Genomic DNA, 17,094 nt, shown 5'->3' on the forward strand with positions numbered 1-17,094 from the left:
CCAGCGTACCGCGCGGTGGTGCTAGGCGGGAGGCGGACAGCAGTCAGCAGTCAGCAGTCAGCAGCCAGCAGTCAGCGGGCAGCGGGCAGCAGACAGCAGACAGCAGACAGCAGACAGCAGACAGCAGACAGCGCACGGCATGCAGCAGGGTTTCAAGCGGCGGGCAGCAAGCGGTGCTGCTGCGCAAGCGCCGACTTGCAACCGACAAGCGACCCCGCGAGCCGCAAAGCGCGCCCAACGTCGGTGGTGCGCGCTAGCCTTGAGGCATGGCGACCGTGACCCTCGACTCACCGCTCAGCGGGATCATCGGTGGCAAGAGCGCCAAAGCGCTTGAGAAGGCCTTCGGCATGACGACTGCGCTGGGGCTGCTCGAGCACCTGCCGCGCCGCTATTCGAAGCGGGGCGAACTCACCCCGCTGACGGGCCTACCGGTCGGCGAGCAGGTGACGGTGGTGGCTCAGGTGCTCGACGTGCAGGTGCGCCGCATGCAGCGCCGCCCAGGCCAGATCGTCGAGGCGCGCATCACCGATGGTGTTGGCACGCTCACGCTGACGTTCTTCAACCAGGCGTTTCGCGCGAAAGACCTGCGCGCCGGGCGGCAGGGAATCTTCGCGGGCAAGGTGTCAGAGTATCGCGGGGCCTACCAGCTGCAGCACCCCGACTACGAGTTCTTCGATGCAGACGACGAGGTTCCCGGCGGCGCCCAGCTCGAAGAGGCCGCGGCGAAGGCGTGGGCCGAGACTCCGGTGCCGATCTACCCCGCGACGACTCAGGTCGCGAGCTGGACAGTGCAGCGGGCGGTCGAGATGGTGCTCGACGCGCTGTCAGAGGTGCCTGACCCGCTGCCGCACGAGCTTGTGCGCTCCGAGGGGCTGCTGTCGCTCGGGGCGGCATTTGAGGCCGCCCACCGGCCGCGCAACGACTCCGACTGGCGCCAGGCGCAGCGCAGCCTGAAGTTTCGTGAGGCGTTCGACCTGCAGCTCGCACTGCTCTACCGGCGCCGCCAGCAGGCTGCCGAGCCGAGCACACCGCGCCCGCCTGGCGCGCTGCTCGAGCGGTTCGACGCCTCGCTGCCGTTCGCGCTCACCGGCGACCAGGTGCAGGTCGGCTCCGTTATCGCGAGCGAGCTCGCCGAGCCGCACCCGATGCACCGCCTGCTGCAGGGCGAGGTCGGTTCGGGCAAAACCCTCGTCGCGCTGCGCGCGATGCTGCAGGTCGCCGAGTCGGGCGGGCAGAGCGCGCTGCTCGCGCCGACTGAGGTGCTCGCTGCGCAGCACTTTCGCTCGGTCGTCGAGACGCTCGGGCCCGAGCTCGCGGCGCACCTGAACCCGGTGCTCGTCACTGGGCGCATGCCTGCATCCGAGCGGCGTCGGGCGCTGCTGTCGCTCGCCTCTGGCAACGCCCGCATCGCCGTTGGCACGCACGCGCTGATGAGCGACGGCGTGACGTTTTACGACCTCGGCCTCACGATCGTCGATGAGCAGCATCGCTTCGGGGTCGATCAGCGCGAGGCCCTCAGGCAGAAGGGGTCGCAGCCGCACGTGCTCGCGATGACCGCGACGCCGATTCCGCGCACGGTCGCGCTCACCGCCTTTGGCGACCTCGAAACGCTGACGATTCGCGAGCTGCCGCCAGGCAGGCAGGGCATCGAGACCTTCGTGGTGCCCGAGATTGAGATGCCGAGGCGAGCGGCTCGGGTGTGGGAGCGCGCGGCCGAAGACATCGCCGCCGGCAGGCAGGTCTACGTGGTGTGCCCCGCGATTTCGGGTGGCGCAGCCCCGAGCCTCGAAGAGGGCGAGTTCGCCGAGGCCGAAACCACCGAGATGATCGCCCCTGGCGGTGCGCAGCCGCCCAAGCGCCCGCTCGCAAATGTCACCGACACGGTGGCCGAGATGCGCGCGATGCCGCAGTTCGCAGGCTTTCGAGTTGAGGCGCTCACCGGCAACATGCCCGGCCCCGAGAAAGACCGGGTGATGAGCGAGTTCGCGGCTGGGTCGATTCACGTGCTCGTCGCGACCACGGTCATCGAAGTGGGCGTGAACGTGCCGAACGCCTCGATCATGATCGTGCGCGACGCCGACCGGTTCGGGGTGTCTCAGCTGCACCAGCTGCGCGGGCGCGTGGGGCGCGGCCAGCACGCTGGCCTGTGCCTCCTCATGAGCGTCGCCGAGCAGGGGTCGATCGCGCGTGAGCGCATCGAGGCCGTTGCGAACACGAGCGATGGCTTCGCGCTCGCCGAGATCGACCTCGAGCTGCGGCGCGAGGGCGACATCCTCGGCACCGCGCAGTCGGGTGGCCGCTCGACGCTCAAGCTGCTGCGCGTCACTCACGACGGCGAACTCATCGCGCACGCGCGCGAGCTCGCGGGTGCGCTCCTCGATACGGATCCGGGGCTCGGTGCGCACCCATCGCTCGCGGCGGTTATCGCGCGCGAAGAGCAGCACCTCGAGAACCTCGCGAAGTCGTAGCAGCGCCTGCCGCCCCGGTTCGTGCCGTATCGGTCGCTCGCGCGACCGCGGAACGGTACCCAGGTACCACGGCGTTGATACTCAAGTGGGATACGTTCGAAGCGGGAGTTTTCTAGGCTGAAGGCATACGCTCACCCCTCTCGAATAAGGAGACACCATGATTGAGGCTCGCGGGCTCACCAAGCACTACGGTGTGAAGAAGGCTGTCGACAACGTCAGCTTCACCATCAAGCCCGGCCAGGTCACCGGCTTCCTCGGGCCGAACGGGGCGGGGAAGTCGACGAGCATGCGGCTCATGGTCGGGCTCGACAAGCCGAGCGCGGGCACCGTCACCGTCAACGGCGAGCGCTACTCGGGGCTGCGGGCCCCGCTCGCCGAGATCGGCGTGCTGCTCGACGCGAAGGGTGTGCACCCGGGGCGCAGCGCGCGCAGCCACCTGCGGGCGCTCGCTGCGACGCACGGCATCTCGGACAAGCGGGTGAACGAGGTGATCGAACTCACCGGCCTCGAGTCTGTTGCAAATAAGCGCGTCGGCGGGTTCTCTCTCGGCATGGGGCAGCGCCTGGGCATCGCGGCCGCGCTGCTCGGCGACCCCAAGGTGCTCATTCTTGACGAGCCCGTGAACGGGCTCGACCCCGACGGGGTGCTCTGGGTGCGCAACCTGCTGCGCCACCTCGCGAGCCAGGGCCGCACGGTGCTGCTGTCGAGTCACCTCATGAGCGAGATGGCTCAGACGGCCGATCACGTCATCGTGCTCGGCCGCGGCCGGGTTGTCGCAGACGCCCCGATCTCCGACTTCGTCGGCAACGGCACTGCCCGCGTCACCGTGCGCAGCCCGCAGGCCGCCGAGCTCGCGTCGCTCGTGATGACGGGCCGCGAGGGCATCGACCTGCAACCGCTCGACCGCGGCGACGGGGCGGGCTTCTCGGCCGCGGGCCTCGCTGCGGCTGAGATTGGTGAGATCGCGGCGCGCAACGGCATCGTGTTGCACGAGCTCACCCCGGTGACGGGGAGCCTCGAAGATGCCTACCTGCAGCTCACCCGCGACGAACTCGAGTACGCGGCTGGTTAGCCAGCGAAGCGACCACGACGATCTTCCCAGAAACTGGAACCGAAATGACTTCTGCACAATACTCACCTGAAACCGCCAGGCAAACGTTCGCCGGCACCGGAAGGGCGCCGCGCCTGAGCTTCGGCGGCGTCGTGAAATCTGAGCGCATCAAGCTGAGCTCGCTGCGTTCGATTCGCATCACGCTGCTCATCACTCTGCTCGCGAGCGCCGGGCTCAGCCTGCTGAGCGCGTGGGCAATGAAGAGCTCGTACTCCTACGAGGGGCTCGACCCGGCCGCGCTGCCCGTCGACGCGCTGCAGAGCTATCTGCTGACGGTCTCGACCTTCGCTTCGCCATTTCTCGCGCTGATCTTCGGCGTGCTCGGGGTGTTCGTGATCTCGAGCGAGTACTCCAGCGGCATGATTCTCTCCAGCCTCGCGGCCGTGCCGAGGCGCACCCCGATGTACTTCGGCAAGGCCCTCGTGCTCGCGGTGATCGCCGCGGTGACCGCGCTGGTGCTTGTTGCGATCGGCCTCGCCATTGGGATTGCATTCCTGCCGCCAGCCGCGGCGCAGCTGTTCTCCGCGACGGTGCTCACCGGCGCGCTCGGCGCCATCGTCTATCTCGTGTGCATCTCACTGCTCGGCTTCGGGTTTGCGGCGGTGCTGCGATCCACCGCCGGCGGCATCTCGCTCGTCGCGGGCCTCATCTTCGTGCTGCCGATCGGCCTGCAGTTTCTCTCGATGACGGGTTGGGAATGGGTGCCAACGGTGGCTCAATACCTGCCTATGTCGCTCGGCAGCACGCTGAGCATGGGTGACACGGCGATGAGCGTCGACCCGGGCTACTGGGTCGGAATGCTCGCGATCGTGCTGTGGGCTGCGGTGCCGACCGCGCTCGGGCTCGTCGTGCTGAAAGCGCGCGACGCCAAGTAGGCCCGATCGCGCGGGGCGAGCGCGATCGCGCGGGGCGAGCCAGATCGCCCCGGGCGAGCGCGATAGTGTGGCGGCCAGCGGGGGCTTTCCCGTTGGCCGCCGCTAGTGTTGAGACTGTGATTGGGGGTCGGTCGATGAGTGAAACAGCACGCGCCACGTCTGAGGCGTTCTTGCCGAACCCTCCCGGCGCGATCCGCCGCTGGGTTGCCGCGCACCCGCGCGTCATCGACATGGCGATTCTCGTCTGCTATCTCATCGGCGCGGTGCCGCTCGCGCTCGTCGACATTTTCGCGCACCTGTACGAGGGCAGCGCAGGCGGGGGTGACGGTGCCCTCGCCGGTGTCGGGGGAGCCGGGAACGTCGTCGGGACGGCTGCGTATGCGGTGGTGCTGTCGCTCAGGCTCGCCGCGGGCACGGTCGCGCTCATCTTCAGGCGCCGGGCGCCGCTCGTTGGGCTCATCATCGTCACGCTGTCGCTGTTCGGCGACGGCGGGCCGCTCATCGTGGCCAACGCGGTCGCGAGCTGGTTCCTGCTGTACGCCGTGCCGGTGTACCGCGACGTGCGAACGGGGTGGATCGCCTACGCGATCGCGGTGGGTGGCAGCATTCTCGGCACCTACATTCCGCCGATCGCCTCGGCCTTCGGGGAAAGCCCGCAGGGGCGCGGGGTCATCGGCGTAATCGTGCTCGACGCGATCTGGTCGCTCGCCGTGCTGCTCATCGGCATCAACCTGGGTAACCGCCGCCGCTACCTGCAGGCAATTATCGACCGCGCGCACCAGCTTGCGCGCGAGCGCGACCAGCTCGCGCAGCTTGCCGTGGCTGAGGAGCGGTCGCGAATCGCCCGCGAGATCCACGACATCGTCGCGCACTCCGTCTCCGTGATGATCGCGCTCTCGGAGGGTGGCGCGCGGGCAGTCGAGACCGCGCCAAAAGAGGCCGCGAACGCGATGCAGCGCAGCGCAGAAACCGGGCGCACGGCGCTTACCGAGATGCGCAGACTGCTCGGAGCGCTGCAGATGAGCGAGGCAGCAGACATGGCACCGCAGCCGAGCATCGACGACATTCCGAGCCTCGTGCGCGGTTTCGAAGATGCTGGCCTCGAGGTTTCGCTCGAAAGCGACGTCGGTGCCCTGAGCGACCGCCTGCAGGGCCTCGCGATCTTCCGGGTGGTGCAGGAGGGGCTCACGAACGTGCTGCGCTATGCGGGCGTTGGTGCCCGCGCCGAGGTCACGCTGCGAAGCACTGCCGCGGGCATCGAGGTGACGGTGCGCGACTTCGGGCGCCCGCCGAACACCGTCGGGCCAAAGACCGGGGTCGGCTCGGGGCGCGGGCTCGCCGGGCTCGCCGAGCGCGTACGTGTGTTCGGCGGCACGATCGACTCCGGGCGCGTGCCGGGAGGCCAGGGCTGGCAGCTTTCCGCATTCTTCCCCGCGCACCAGCGTGGCGCGATTCATCATCAGGAGGGGCAATCGTGAGCGATTCACACACCGTCAGCATCATGCTGGTCGACGACCAAGAACTCATTCGCACTGGTTTCAGGCTCGTGCTGCTTTCGGAGCCCGATATGCGGGTCGTCGCCGAGGCGGGCGACGGGGGAGCCGCGCTCGCGGAGCTCGCCAGACTGTCGGGCGAGGGCGGAGGCTGCGACGTTGTGCTGATGGACGTGCGCATGCCAGGCATGAACGGCATCGAGGCAACGAAGCGAATCGTCGCCGAGTTCCCGGCGACCCGCGTGCTCGTGCTCACCACCTTCGACCTTGACGAGTACGCGATCGGGGCGATTCAGGCCGGGGCGAGCGGGTTTCTGCTCAAAGACGCGCGGCCCACCGAGCTCGTCGACGCGATCCGCCGAGTCGCGAGCGGTGACGCAGCGATGGCGCCGGCCGTGACCGCTCGCATGCTCGAGCGGATGCGCGAGGGCGGATCCGCGGCGCCGGCGACGCTATTTGCCGCTCCTGGCGCTCCCGGGGCTGCGGGGGCCGCGGGCAGCGGGGGAGCGGGCGGCGAGAACGCGCCTGTCGCCCCCGAGCTCAGCGAACTCACGGAGCGCGAACTCGACGTGCTGCGGTTGATCTCCGACGGCAAGAACAACAGCGAGATCGGCGCTGAACTCTTCCTTTCCGAATCGACGGTAAAGACCCACGTCGGGCGCGTGCTGTCGAAACTGCAGCTGCGTGACCGCGTACACGCCGTAATCTTTGCAAAGCAGCACGGTCTGTAGGGCATCTTTCACCGCAACCGCGTACTGTAGGGGTATGAGCAAAATCGCAGTGGTTCCCGGGTCGTTCGACCCGATCACCCTCGGGCATCTCGACGTGATTCGCCGCGCCGCAGCGGTCTTCGACGAGATCCACGTACTAGTCGTCCATAACCCAGGCAAGTCGGCGATGCTGCCGATCTCGGAGCGCATGTCGCTCATTCAGCAGTCGCTTGACGAAGACCCAGAGACCCCCGACAACGTCACCGTCGCGTCGTGGTCGATGGGGTTGCTCGTCGACTACTGCACGGAGGTCGGTGCGTCGGTGCTCGTGAAGGGCATTCGCTCGCAGCTCGACGTCGCCTACGAAACGCCGATGGTGCTGATGAATCGCAGCCTCGCGAACGTCGAGACTGTCTTCATGCTGCCCGAGCCATCGCACGCGCACGTGTCGAGCACGCTCGTGCGGCAGGTGTCGTCGCTCGGCGGCGATGTGAGCCCGTACGTGCCCGCCGCTGTGGCGCGCTTCCTCGCGACGACGAGGCCCGCATAATGGCCCGCTTCTACCAGGAGAGCGTTCGCGACATCATGAATCGCCCCGGCGAGATGCGCGAGCGTCAGCTCGACATTGTGGTGCCTGACCGCTTCGGCGAGGCGCTCGCGGCGATTCCCGAGGGCGAGAAGCTCACCCTCGACCTGCGCCTCGAGTCGGTGCACGAGGGCATTCTTGTCTCGGCGACGGCACGCTCGACGATGCACGCGGAGTGCGGTCGGTGCCTCGAAGCGTTCACCGCGCCGTTTCAAGTCGAATTTCAGGAACTTTTCGCGTATACTCCTACGGAGGCCGACGAGTATGGGGTTCACGGTGATCACGTGGATCTTGAACCCCCGCTCCGAGACGCGGTAGTGCTTGCACTGCCGTTCCAGCCTGTGTGTCGACCGGACTGTCCGGGGCTCGATCCCGAGTCCGGCGAGCCCCGCGATGCCGAGGCTGCGATGGCGACTAATGTGGATGTAGATCCGCGTTGGGCGGCACTGGCTGAATTCAAGGCTGTAGAATCATCTGGTTCGGGTGTGCCCGAATCTGAGAGTAACTAGGAAAGAGAGCATCATGGCTGTTCCCAAGCGCAAGATGTCGCGTTCGAACACCCGCCACCGCCGTTCGGCGTGGAAGGCTTCGGTACCCACCCTCGTCAAGACTGTCGAGAACGGCAAGACCGTGTACAGCCTCCCGCACCGTGCCCGCGTGGTCGAGGATTCGCAGGGCAACGCTCTGTTCCTCGAATACAAGGGTCGCCGCGTAGCTGACGCGTAAGACTTACCCGTGACGGGGAATGATCACTCACTCCCGCGACACGAACACGGAGAGCCGTCGGGCGAGCCTCAGGGCGCGCCAGGCGGCTTTCTTCACGCGTTCGACGTTGCGGTTGAGCCGGGGCTGCTCGAGCTCGCACTGACCCATCGATCGTGGGCGTACGAGCACGGGGCGGCCCCGCACAACGAGCGCCTGGAGTTTCTCGGCGACTCGATTCTCGGCCAGGCGGTCACGGTGAAGCTCTATACCGAGCACCCAGACCTCACCGAGGGCGAGCTCGCCAAGCGGCGCGCGGCGCTCGTGTCGACCGTGGCGCTCGCCGAGGTCGCGCGCGGCCTCGGGCTCGGGGCTGCGCTCAAGCTCGGCAAGGGCGAGGAGCAGACCGGCGGGCGCGACAAAGACTCGATTCTTGCCGACACCGTCGAGGCCGTGATCGGCGCGGTGTTTCTCTCGACCGACTCGGTGACCGCGTCTGAGTTCGTGCTGCAGCTGATCGCGCCGCTCTTCGACGACCCCGAGCGCTTCTCAGAGGCGCTCGACCCGAAGACGGCGCTGCAGAAGGAGGCGGCGGCGCGCGGCATGCCGCACCCCGGCTACGACACCGTCGGCACCGGCCCAGACCACGCGCGCGTCTTCACCTCGTCGGTGCAGCTCGGCGAGGTCACCGGCCGCGGCGAGGGCACGAGCAAGAAGGTTGCCGAGCTCGCGGCCGCCCGCGACGCGGTGACGCAGCTGCGCCAGGCCCGCGCGCGGCGTGCGCCGCGCGGCGCGCGCCGCGGCGGCAACTCCGCGGGGCGCTAACGGTGCCCGAGCTGCCCGAAGTTGAGGTGGTGCGCGCCGGGCTTGCGCCGGCCGTCACCGGTGCGAGGGTGCTCGCCGTCGAGGTGATGGATCCGCGCGCCCTGAAGCGCCACACCCCGCTCGGCGAGCAGCCCGGGCTTGGCGGGCACGGCCGCACGCTGTCGGCCGAGACGGGTCGCAGCCGCGCCTCAGACTTTGAGCGCCGGCTCACCGGGCAGACGCTTCAGGCGCCCCTGAGACGGGGAAAGTTCATGTGGATTCCGCTCGCGGATCCGCCCGGCAGCGCCCCTGTCTCTCCCGGCGCAGCCGCCTCGCTCGCGCCAGGCACCGCGCCGACTGCCGGCACCGCGCTGCTCGCGCACCTCGGCATGAGCGGGCAGCTGCTGTTGCGAGCGACTGACGCGGCCGACGACCGGCACGTGCGCATTCGTACCTGGATCGAGCACCCCGAGCACGGCGAGCTCAGGCTCGACTTTGCAGACCAGCGGCTCTTCGGCTCGCTCGCGCTCGACGCGCTCACGCCCACTGCGCCGCTAGGCGCGATCCCGCAGCAGGCCGCGCACATCGCGCGCGACCCGCTCGACGAGCACTTCGACGACGGGGCGTTCGTGGCTGCGATTCGCTCGCGCGGCGTCGGGGCAAAAAAGCTGTTGCTCGACCAGCGGCTCGTGAGCGGCGTCGGCAACATCTACGCAGACGAAACGCTCTGGCGCGCCCGCGTGCACCCCGAGGCCCCTGGCTCCTCGCTCACCCAGCGGCGCGCTGCTTCGCTGCTGCACCACATGCGCGAGGTGTTCGCGCAGGCGCTCGCCGAGGGCGGCACGAGCTTCGACGAGCAGTACGTGAACGTGAACGGGCAGGCGGGTTATTTTGCGCACTCGCTCAACGCCTACGGGCGCGGGGGAGAGGCCTGCCCGCGCTGCGGTGGCCCCATCAAGCGCGTGCCGTTCGGTGGGCGGTCGAGCCACTTCTGCCCGCGGTGTCAGCGGCGGCCATCGGCGCCGAACACCTGACGGGCGAGGGCCCTCTTTTTGCGAGGTGCTCGTATTGATGGACGCGGTATTATGCGGGAATCTTCGCACCCTTGGTGCGGTTGCAGCGCCAGCACAGCGTCTGGAGGTTCTTGGGCTCGCTGCGGTCTTTGATCGAGCCGCACAGTCGGGCGGTCATGAACGGCCGCTGACCGGCAGTCGACTTTGCCGAGCGACTCTTCTGCACGAGCGTCTCGGATAGCGCGTCTAGCGTAGGAGTAGTCAGGTCGATGTCTACAGTCTTCAGGTACTTGATACAATCCACGCTCGCGTTACGCACAACCTGCAGCGATGCGTTGTGGACGCGGGGTGCGCACTCGGCTCGGTTGCGGTCGCGCTGGCGGTTCCAGTCCGAGGTGTTCTCGAAGCTTGCGAGGTATGCGCACTGCCCGGTGGACGACGCGCCCAGCTCGAATTCGCCCTGGCCGCGAATCTCCGCGACATAGTGAGGGTCTGCTGATGCTCTGGAACTGGCAAGAGCTAATACATAGCAGGTATCAGTGAAGGCATCTCCGAGAGCGAGCGCGCCCGAGATGCCTTCACGCCCTGTGCCTCTAGTGGTGGCGTCGTCGGTAGGTCGTAAGGGTGAGCGCCGCACCAAGTGCGAGCAGCAGCCCCGCCGTAGCCAACACGCCCCCGTGGAGGCCTGCGCCGGTGGCCGGTAGCCCGCTAGGTGTGACCGGCGTGGTCGGTTCGGCTGGTTTCGGGGTGGGGGTGACAGTGGCCGGTGGTGTGACGTCAATGGTGTGGGTGGCGGTCAGATCCCCCAGGGTCGCGGTGAGGGTGTGGGGGCTCGCGGTCGGGAAGGACACCTCCGCCCCATCAACTACGTCAGCGGACACGTTGGAGGTGATCACTGCGTACGCGGTCGCGTCTCCCAGCGGGCCGTTGGCTCCGGTGGCGGTTACCTGGACGGTGATTGTGTCACCCTGCATTACAGTCTCGGGCGCTGTAATCGTGATCCCGGTGACCGCGGAGACCACCTGCACATCCAGGGTGCCCGTGACGGATGGGTCACTGCCCAACATCGCGGTCAGCGTCCGCGTGACCGTCTGACCGGCGAAGGTGTAATCGATGGGGAACGTGACGTCAGCACCAGTTACGTCTGCACCAGCGAATGTCACCTCTGCGGTGACATCGCCCAGGGAAACACCGTGCGCGTCAAATGCTTCGACCGTGAACGGATTCGTGTCCTGTTCCGTGACCGTGGCCGGGCCCGAAATCACCAGAGTCGTGGCCGGGTTTACCTCCCAGGTGGCGGTGAAGGTTTGGTCGCCGGTGGAGCCGGTCGGGATCGTCGCTGACCTGGTGGGTTCGGTCAGCCCGGTACCGGTCCACCCAGTGAACGTATACCCGTCCCGTGCAGGTGCTGTCAACGTGACCGGTGCGGACTCGATCGTATAGTTCACTGGGTTCGCCGGTGTACCCGCTGTGCCGCCGGCCAGATCGTAACTGATCGTGTACTCGACCGCCGCCCACTGTGCGTACAAGGTCGCATCCGCGGTGAACGCATAATCTGCACCATCCGCATATGACGTGCCGATACCACCCACCACGGTGTTCCATCCCGTGAAGGCGTACCCCTCACGCGTGAACGTGCCAGGCGTGAGCGGTGTCGACGCGTTCGCCGACTGCGCTGTCATTGTGCCGGCACCACCGTTGGAATCAAACGTCACGGTGTGGGTTGCGGCGGCCTCACGCAATACCGACACCGAGCCATCCTGCTGGTTGGTGACATACACCGAGGTCCCGCTCGGGGACACCGTCACCGAGGACGGGTAGTTGCCGACGATGACGGTCTCGGTTACCGTGTTCGTGGCCGTGTCGATCACCGACACCGTGCCACTTCCAAAGTTGGTGACATACGCCCTGGCCCCGTCCGGGGACACCGCCACCGAGATCGCGTTGTAGCCGACGTCGACGGTCTCGGTTACTGTGTTCGTGGCCGTGTCGATTACCGATACCGTGGAACCCCAATAGTGGGTGACATACGCCCTGGCCCCGTCCGGGGACACCGCCACCGAGGACGGGTTGAAGCCGACAGTGACGGTCTCGGTTACCGTGTTCGTGGTCGTGTCGATCACCGACACCGTGTCATTTGCATAGTTGGTGACATACGCCCTGGCCCCGTCCGGGGACACTGCCACCGAGGACGGGTTGACGCCGACGGTGACGGTCCCGGTAACGGTGTTCGTGGCCGTGTCGATCACCGACATCGTGCTACCCCTGGAGTTGGCGACATACGCCCTGGCCCCGTCCGGGGACACCGCCACCGAAGACGGGTCGCGGCCGACTGCGACGGTCTCGGTTACCGTGTTCGTGGCCGTGTCGATCACCGATACCGTGCCACTTCCAAAGTTGGTGACATACGCCCTGGCCCCGTCCGGGGACACCGCCACCGCGGCCGGGGAACGGCCGACGGGGATGGTGGTCTCCGGGGTGTGGGCTGCGTGTGCCGCACTCGGCCCGGCCACCATTAGGGCCGCCGCAGCAAGAAACACTGCGATGAGCAGGGTTTCCCACCGATGTAGTCTCGATTTGTCGCGTGTCATTGTGGTGTTTATGCCTGCTCGCATCATCGTTCAACAACCTTTTCCAGAAAGTATCCATTTGGGGGCTCGGCCTCGAGTCAGAAAGACTCCCGCGCGCACGCTCACTCCCGCAGGGTTTTCAGCAACAGTGATTCCAGCACTGTCTCCAGTCCCGCGAGCCCGCTCGATGCGGAAATCTCAGCACCAATCGCCTTGCTTTGTTCGGAATAACTCGGGGCAACGAGCACCCGTCGCACCGCCGCTCCCACTTGCTCAGGTGTGGGCCGGTTCGTTTGTAGACGCACGCCAGCGCCCGTCCATTCCACACGTGCAGCAACCTCGGCTTTGTCTTCGGTCGCGCCCGCGACCACAAGAGGTACCCCGTGTTCGAGCGCGTAATGCACGCCGCCATACCCGCCGTTACTCACATACACGTCAGTGAGAGGCAGCAGTTTGTCGTGTGGCAGGTACTCAGCCACCCGCACGTTCTGTGGCAGCGGAGACGGTAGCGTCGAAACCGGCCGCCCGCCCGTGCTGACGACAACGAGTACATCGTCATCCGCGAGTGCCGTCATGGTCGGGGTGATGAGTTCGTCGTAGTCCGTGTTCGCGATCGTGCCCTGACTCACGTGCACCACCGGCCGTGATCCATCAAGCTCAGACCACCACTCAGGTAACGGGCCGTCATTCTTCGTCGCGCGAGACATCGGGCCCACGAAGTGCACCGTGTCTGGCAGGTCGCCTCGTGTGTATTCAAAACCTGGAACGGTGAACTGCACAATCGCGTCAGCCTTCGATGCGCCCGACATGAAAAACCCGTCGAGCTTCTGTCCGGTCGCCTCTCGCATCATCTGCTCGGCCTGTTTCTGCACCCCACCAAAGATGATGTTCTTCGTGAGTACAACAAGTATGGCGTTGCGCACCCGGCCCAGCATGCCAGGTTTTGGTAGGATCCCCAGGCCAAAAGGGGCAGTGTCACGGCTTTCCACTCCCAGCGGGATGATCCCGAGGCTCACCACCGCAGGGCGCTCCGCGCGAGGTCGCGTAAGCAAGCCCACCGCACCAATGAACATGTTCTCCACCAGGATCGCGTCGACTGGTTCTTGCACGATCGCGTCATCCACCGCACGAATCTGGGCAGGTGCGGGAGCCAGAAAAATGTTGCTCACGTCCCAGCGAATCGCCGCCACCCCGGTTTTCCCTACCCGCCCGGGGAATGCGACATTCATGTCGGTGTCGTCATAATCCGCTGTGGCAGGGAGTGCCAGAAACTCAGCCCCCGTGCCCCGGACAGCTTCCGCGTACCGCTGCCCGGTCAAGAAACGCACCCGATGCCCCTGCTGTACGAGATACCGCGAAACCGTGAGCAACGGCGTTACATGGCCATGAACCGGGGTGCTGCAGATCAAGAACGAGCTCATGCGTGACTTTCGATAGGAGGCAGACCAAGGTATGGTGTCTGACATCACAGTATTAACTACCCTTGGAGGCAAGTCAATATGGTTGCTCAGGAGCCACGGCACCAAACTCGCAGATATCACTCCGAGGTACGCGCAAATCAAGCCGCCGCGACGCGATCCCGAATCTTGGATGCCGCAGCCGACCTGTTTACCGCCAAGGGCTACACCGGCACCGCTTTAGTTGACATTGCGCACGCAGCAGACGTCTCTGTGGAGACAGTGAAGCTTGTCGGCCCCAAACGTCGCCTCTTGCTGAATGCATTCACGCACAGCTTTGCCGGGAGCGATGACATTGCGTCGCTCGCCGATCACGGCCCGGTCGCCGAAATCACTGCTGAGATTGACAACACCCGCTATCTGGCTGGCATCGTGCATTTTGTAGCGGAATCGAACCGACGAAGCAGCTTGCTCTGGACGACGCTTCTGTCAGCGGCCGCCTCCGATGCACTCCTGCGCGAAGACCTTGACGGACTGCAACAACGACGCCGCGCAGACATCCTCGTACTCGTCGACGAACTGCGCCGCCGCGGACTCACGCAGACCAACCGATCGCGAGAAACGACCGCGGACGCAATCTCGTTCATGCTCTCACCCGAGGGGTACAACCAGCTTGTGCTCGGCGCGGGATGGACCCAACCTGACTATGAAGCATGGCTTGCGAGCTCAATACCCCTCACCTGCACATGACATATCTCCAAACGCGTAGGAATTGATCCGGTCACCGATTCCCGGCACGGCGATCACCTTCGAGCCTGAACTGCCGGAGCGCAGCAGCAGTGACTATCGAGCATCGTTGCTCAATGCGAACACAACGAATGAGAGACTTTCTGATGAATACACACGCAGGGACGTCACCCCGACTGACACGACTCCTCGCGCTGGCCGTGACTGTGATCCTGGCTACCGTGGGCCTGCTCGTTACCGCGAGCCCGGCCCACGCCGCCGAGGTCACCACCACCGTTGACGGGATCACCTACGTCGCTGATGACACGAATGTCTCCGCCGGTGCCACCATCACCGGTTACACCTCCACGGGCGGGCGCAGCGTCACCATCCCCGACACCGTCACCATCGGCGGCACCAGCTACCGCGTCACCGCTATCGGAAAGTATGCGTTCTACAACAGTCAACTCACCGAAGTCACCATCGGAAACAACGTCACCACCATCGGCGATTCCGCGTTCGTTTATAATCGGCTCACCCAAGTCACCTTCGGTGACGCAGTTACCACCATCGGCACCGTCGCGTTCTACGGTAATGGGCTCACCCAGGTCACCCTCGGTGACGCAGTCACCAGCATCGGCAACTCCGCTTTCGCTTATAATCCACTCACCCAGGTCACCCTCGGTGACGCCGTCACCACCATCGGCCCCTCCGCGTTCGAATTCAATCAGCTCGCTCAGGTCACCATCGGTGACGCTGTCACCTCCATTGGTGCCTATGCGTTCGCTCATAATAGGCTCACCCAGGTCGCCTTCGGTGACGCCGTCACCTCCATCGGGGATTCCGCGTTCGCTCATAATAGGCTCACCCAGGTCGCCTTCGGTGACGCCGTCACCAGCATCGGCGCCTCCGCGTTCGCGTCCAACGCCGGTTTAACAGAAGTGACGTTCACGGGGGCGGCACCTACTAGCATCGTTGCTACCGAATCGCCCACCCCTTCTCTGGGGGATCCAGTCGGGCTGGTCGTATACTACCCGTACGAATATGATGTTTCAGTCACGCCGGGCGGTTACACGACCCCTCTGTGGCACGGATACAGCACCCAGCCCATGATCAACGTGTACACGGTAACCTTCGACAGTGCCGGGGGAAGCCCGGTTGCCGCAGCAACTGTGAACGAAAGCGACCCCGCCACCGAACCGACTGGCCCGACCCGTGCCGGATATACTTTTACCGGCTGGTACACAGATGAAGACGCTACCGACGCCTACGACTTCGAAGCCCCCGTCACCGCGGACCTCACGCTCTACGCAGGGTGGACGATCAGCACCTATAGTGTCACCTTCGACACCGACGAAGGCAACACGATTGCCCCGGTCACGGTCGAACATGGCGATCGCGCTACCGCACCAGCAGATCCCACCCGCGACGGGTACACGTTCACCGGCTGGTACACCGACGCAGCTGCTACAGACGCCTACGACTTCGATGCTCCCGTCACGTGGGACGTCACCCTCTATGCCGGGTGGGCGATCAACGAGTACACGGTCACCTTCGAAAGTGTAGGTGGCACCGTGGTTACCGCAGTCACTGTGAACGAGGGGGATCCTGTCCCCGCGCCGGCTGAACCGACCCGTGACGGGTACGAATTTACCGGCTGGCACACCGATGCCGCCGCGACCGTTCCCTACGACTTCACCACGGCCGTGAACGAGAACGCCACTCTCTATGCGGGGTGGGAAATCAACGAGTACACGATCACCTTCGACACTGGCGCAGGCACCACCGTCGCCCCGGTGAAGGTCAAATACGGCGAGCCTGCAACCGCCCCGGCCGATCCCACCCGTGACGGATATGCTTTCACCGGATGGTACGCCGAAGAGGACGCTACCGAGGCCTACGACTTTACTTCTCCTGTGACTGGGCACGTTACTCTCTACGCCGGGTGGGACAAGGCTGCCGTTGAAGTGCCGCCCGCAGTGACCCCACCGGGCACAGCTATGCTTCCCACAACGGGTGGCGTATTCGACCCGTGGCTTCCCCTTGCTGCCTTACTGCTCCTCGCAGCAGGGCTCAGTAGCATCGCGCTTCGACGCTTCAAGCAGAAACGCGCGCGATAGGAGCTCGTGAAAACGGCGACAGGGTCTGCTGAAGGTTTGATTGACCTGTAGGTCCTCGCGGACGAGCGAGATTGCGCGCGCACGGAATTCTGGTGAATAAAGGCGCGGCATCTGGGTGAGTCTTTCAAGAAGGGCAGGGCGAGCTACTCTGAGCTGAAGCCAAGCTGTAGGGCAGGTCAATCTGTCATCTAATCGCGTATCGGATCCCAACGAAAAGCTGGAGGGCTGCAGCGCTCGTGGCTTCCTCCGGTCGAACTCTCCGGATACTTATTCCGGTTCCCGTCTTTTCCTGTTTTATCAAGAGTTTCTAGACTGGAATAGTGGAAACGAGGGGATGGCCTATCGGAAAGATGAATGTATAAGACGAGGATAGTGGGGTTATTTTGCGCACTCGCTCAACGCCTACGGGCGAGGGGGGAGAGGCCTGCCCGCGCTGCGGTGGCCCCATCAAGCGCGTGCCGTTCGGTGGGCGGTCGAGCCACTTCTGCCCGCGGTGTCAGCGGCGCCGGTGAAGGGAGC

General features: G+C 65.6%; 15 protein-coding genes and 1 pseudogene. 13 read left to right on the forward strand and 3 right to left on the reverse strand.

Annotated elements, in window-relative coordinates; genetic code table 11:
- The first annotated feature begins 266 nt into the window (after nt 1-266).
- The 10 genes from ABD115_RS05505 to mutM all read left to right on the forward strand — a co-directional run bounded on the left by ABD115_RS05505 (nt 267) and on the right by mutM (nt 9,783).
- Nucleotides 267-2,468 (forward strand): ATP-dependent DNA helicase RecG, encoded by a 2,202-nt coding sequence (locus ABD115_RS05505; protein WP_343959023.1) that lies wholly within the window; start codon nt 267-269, stop codon nt 2,466-2,468.
- 157 nt (nt 2,469-2,625) lie between these two features.
- Nucleotides 2,626-3,540 carry an ABC transporter ATP-binding protein gene (locus ABD115_RS05510; protein WP_343959025.1) on the forward strand — a complete coding sequence of 305 codons (915 nt, stop codon included), beginning with the start codon at nt 2,626-2,628 and terminating at the stop codon, nt 3,538-3,540.
- Between the two features lie 44 nt (nt 3,541-3,584).
- Entirely contained in the window at nt 3,585-4,454 is an 870-nt protein-coding gene (locus ABD115_RS05515) for an ABC-2 transporter permease (protein WP_343959027.1), read from the forward strand.
- Nucleotides 4,455-4,588: 134 nt separating this feature from the next.
- The gene (locus ABD115_RS05520) at nt 4,589-5,932 is read left to right on the forward strand and encodes a sensor histidine kinase (protein ID WP_343959029.1); all 1,344 of its coding nucleotides are present in this window, start codon (nt 4,589-4,591) and stop codon (nt 5,930-5,932) included.
- Nucleotides 5,929-6,678: a response regulator gene (locus ABD115_RS05525; protein WP_343959031.1), complete on the forward strand. Its 750-nt coding sequence runs from the start codon at nt 5,929-5,931 to the stop codon at nt 6,676-6,678. The genes ABD115_RS05520 and ABD115_RS05525 overlap by 4 nt, the downstream gene beginning before the upstream one ends.
- 34 nt (nt 6,679-6,712) lie before the next feature.
- Nucleotides 6,713-7,207 carry a pantetheine-phosphate adenylyltransferase gene (gene coaD / locus ABD115_RS05530; RefSeq protein ID WP_343959033.1) on the forward strand — a complete coding sequence of 165 codons (495 nt, stop codon included), beginning with the start codon at nt 6,713-6,715 and terminating at the stop codon, nt 7,205-7,207.
- Nucleotides 7,207-7,752: a YceD family protein gene (locus ABD115_RS05535; RefSeq protein ID WP_343959036.1), complete on the forward strand. Its 546-nt coding sequence runs from the start codon at nt 7,207-7,209 to the stop codon at nt 7,750-7,752. The genes coaD and ABD115_RS05535 overlap by 1 nt, the downstream gene beginning before the upstream one ends.
- 13 nt (nt 7,753-7,765) lie before the next feature.
- Complete coding sequence (rpmF, locus tag ABD115_RS05540) at nt 7,766-7,969, forward strand: 50S ribosomal protein L32 (RefSeq protein WP_343959038.1); 204 nt, start codon at nt 7,766-7,768, stop codon at nt 7,967-7,969.
- Nucleotides 7,970-8,092: 123 nt separating this feature from the next.
- Nucleotides 8,093-8,770 carry a ribonuclease III gene (rnc, locus tag ABD115_RS05545; RefSeq protein WP_343959860.1) on the forward strand — a complete coding sequence of 226 codons (678 nt, stop codon included), beginning with the start codon at nt 8,093-8,095 and terminating at the stop codon, nt 8,768-8,770.
- Between the two features lie 2 nt (nt 8,771-8,772).
- Complete coding sequence (gene mutM, locus ABD115_RS05550; RefSeq protein ID WP_343959040.1) at nt 8,773-9,783, forward strand: bifunctional DNA-formamidopyrimidine glycosylase/DNA-(apurinic or apyrimidinic site) lyase; 1,011 nt, start codon at nt 8,773-8,775, stop codon at nt 9,781-9,783.
- A 49-nt stretch (nt 9,784-9,832) separates the two neighbouring features.
- On the opposite strand, the gene ABD115_RS05555 is transcribed toward mutM, so the two are convergent.
- The 3 genes from ABD115_RS05555 to ABD115_RS05565 form a co-directional block, all read right to left on the reverse strand.
- A complete protein-coding gene (locus ABD115_RS05555) occupies nt 9,833-10,066 on the reverse strand; it encodes an HNH endonuclease (RefSeq protein WP_343959042.1) in 234 nt (77 codons plus the stop codon).
- A 289-nt stretch (nt 10,067-10,355) separates the two neighbouring features.
- Complete coding sequence (locus ABD115_RS05560; protein WP_343959044.1) at nt 10,356-12,353, reverse strand: InlB B-repeat-containing protein; 1,998 nt, start codon at nt 12,351-12,353, stop codon at nt 10,356-10,358.
- Between the two features lie 101 nt (nt 12,354-12,454).
- Nucleotides 12,455-13,561, reverse strand: coding sequence for a glycosyltransferase (locus tag ABD115_RS05565; protein ID WP_343959047.1), 1,107 nt, complete (start codon nt 13,559-13,561; stop codon nt 12,455-12,457).
- Nucleotides 13,562-13,918: 357 nt separating this feature from the next.
- Between ABD115_RS05565 and ABD115_RS05570 the strand changes: the two genes are divergently transcribed.
- From ABD115_RS05570 to ABD115_RS05580, 3 genes and pseudogenes are all read left to right on the forward strand, one after another.
- A complete protein-coding gene (locus ABD115_RS05570; protein WP_343959049.1) occupies nt 13,919-14,479 on the forward strand; it encodes a TetR/AcrR family transcriptional regulator in 561 nt (186 codons plus the stop codon).
- Between the two features lie 143 nt (nt 14,480-14,622).
- Nucleotides 14,623-16,575, forward strand: a complete 1,953-nt coding sequence (locus tag ABD115_RS05575) for an InlB B-repeat-containing protein (protein ID WP_343959051.1) — start codon at nt 14,623-14,625, stop codon at nt 16,573-16,575.
- A 376-nt stretch (nt 16,576-16,951) separates the two neighbouring features.
- Nucleotides 16,952-17,087 (forward strand): annotated as a pseudogene (locus ABD115_RS05580) (zinc finger domain-containing protein); the annotation flags it as partial.
- Nucleotides 17,088-17,094: the final 7 nt, after the last annotated feature.

The organism is Leucobacter albus (genome assembly GCF_039528015.1).
In the GTDB taxonomy this organism is placed as follows: domain Bacteria; phylum Actinomycetota; class Actinomycetes; order Actinomycetales; family Microbacteriaceae; genus Leucobacter; species Leucobacter albus.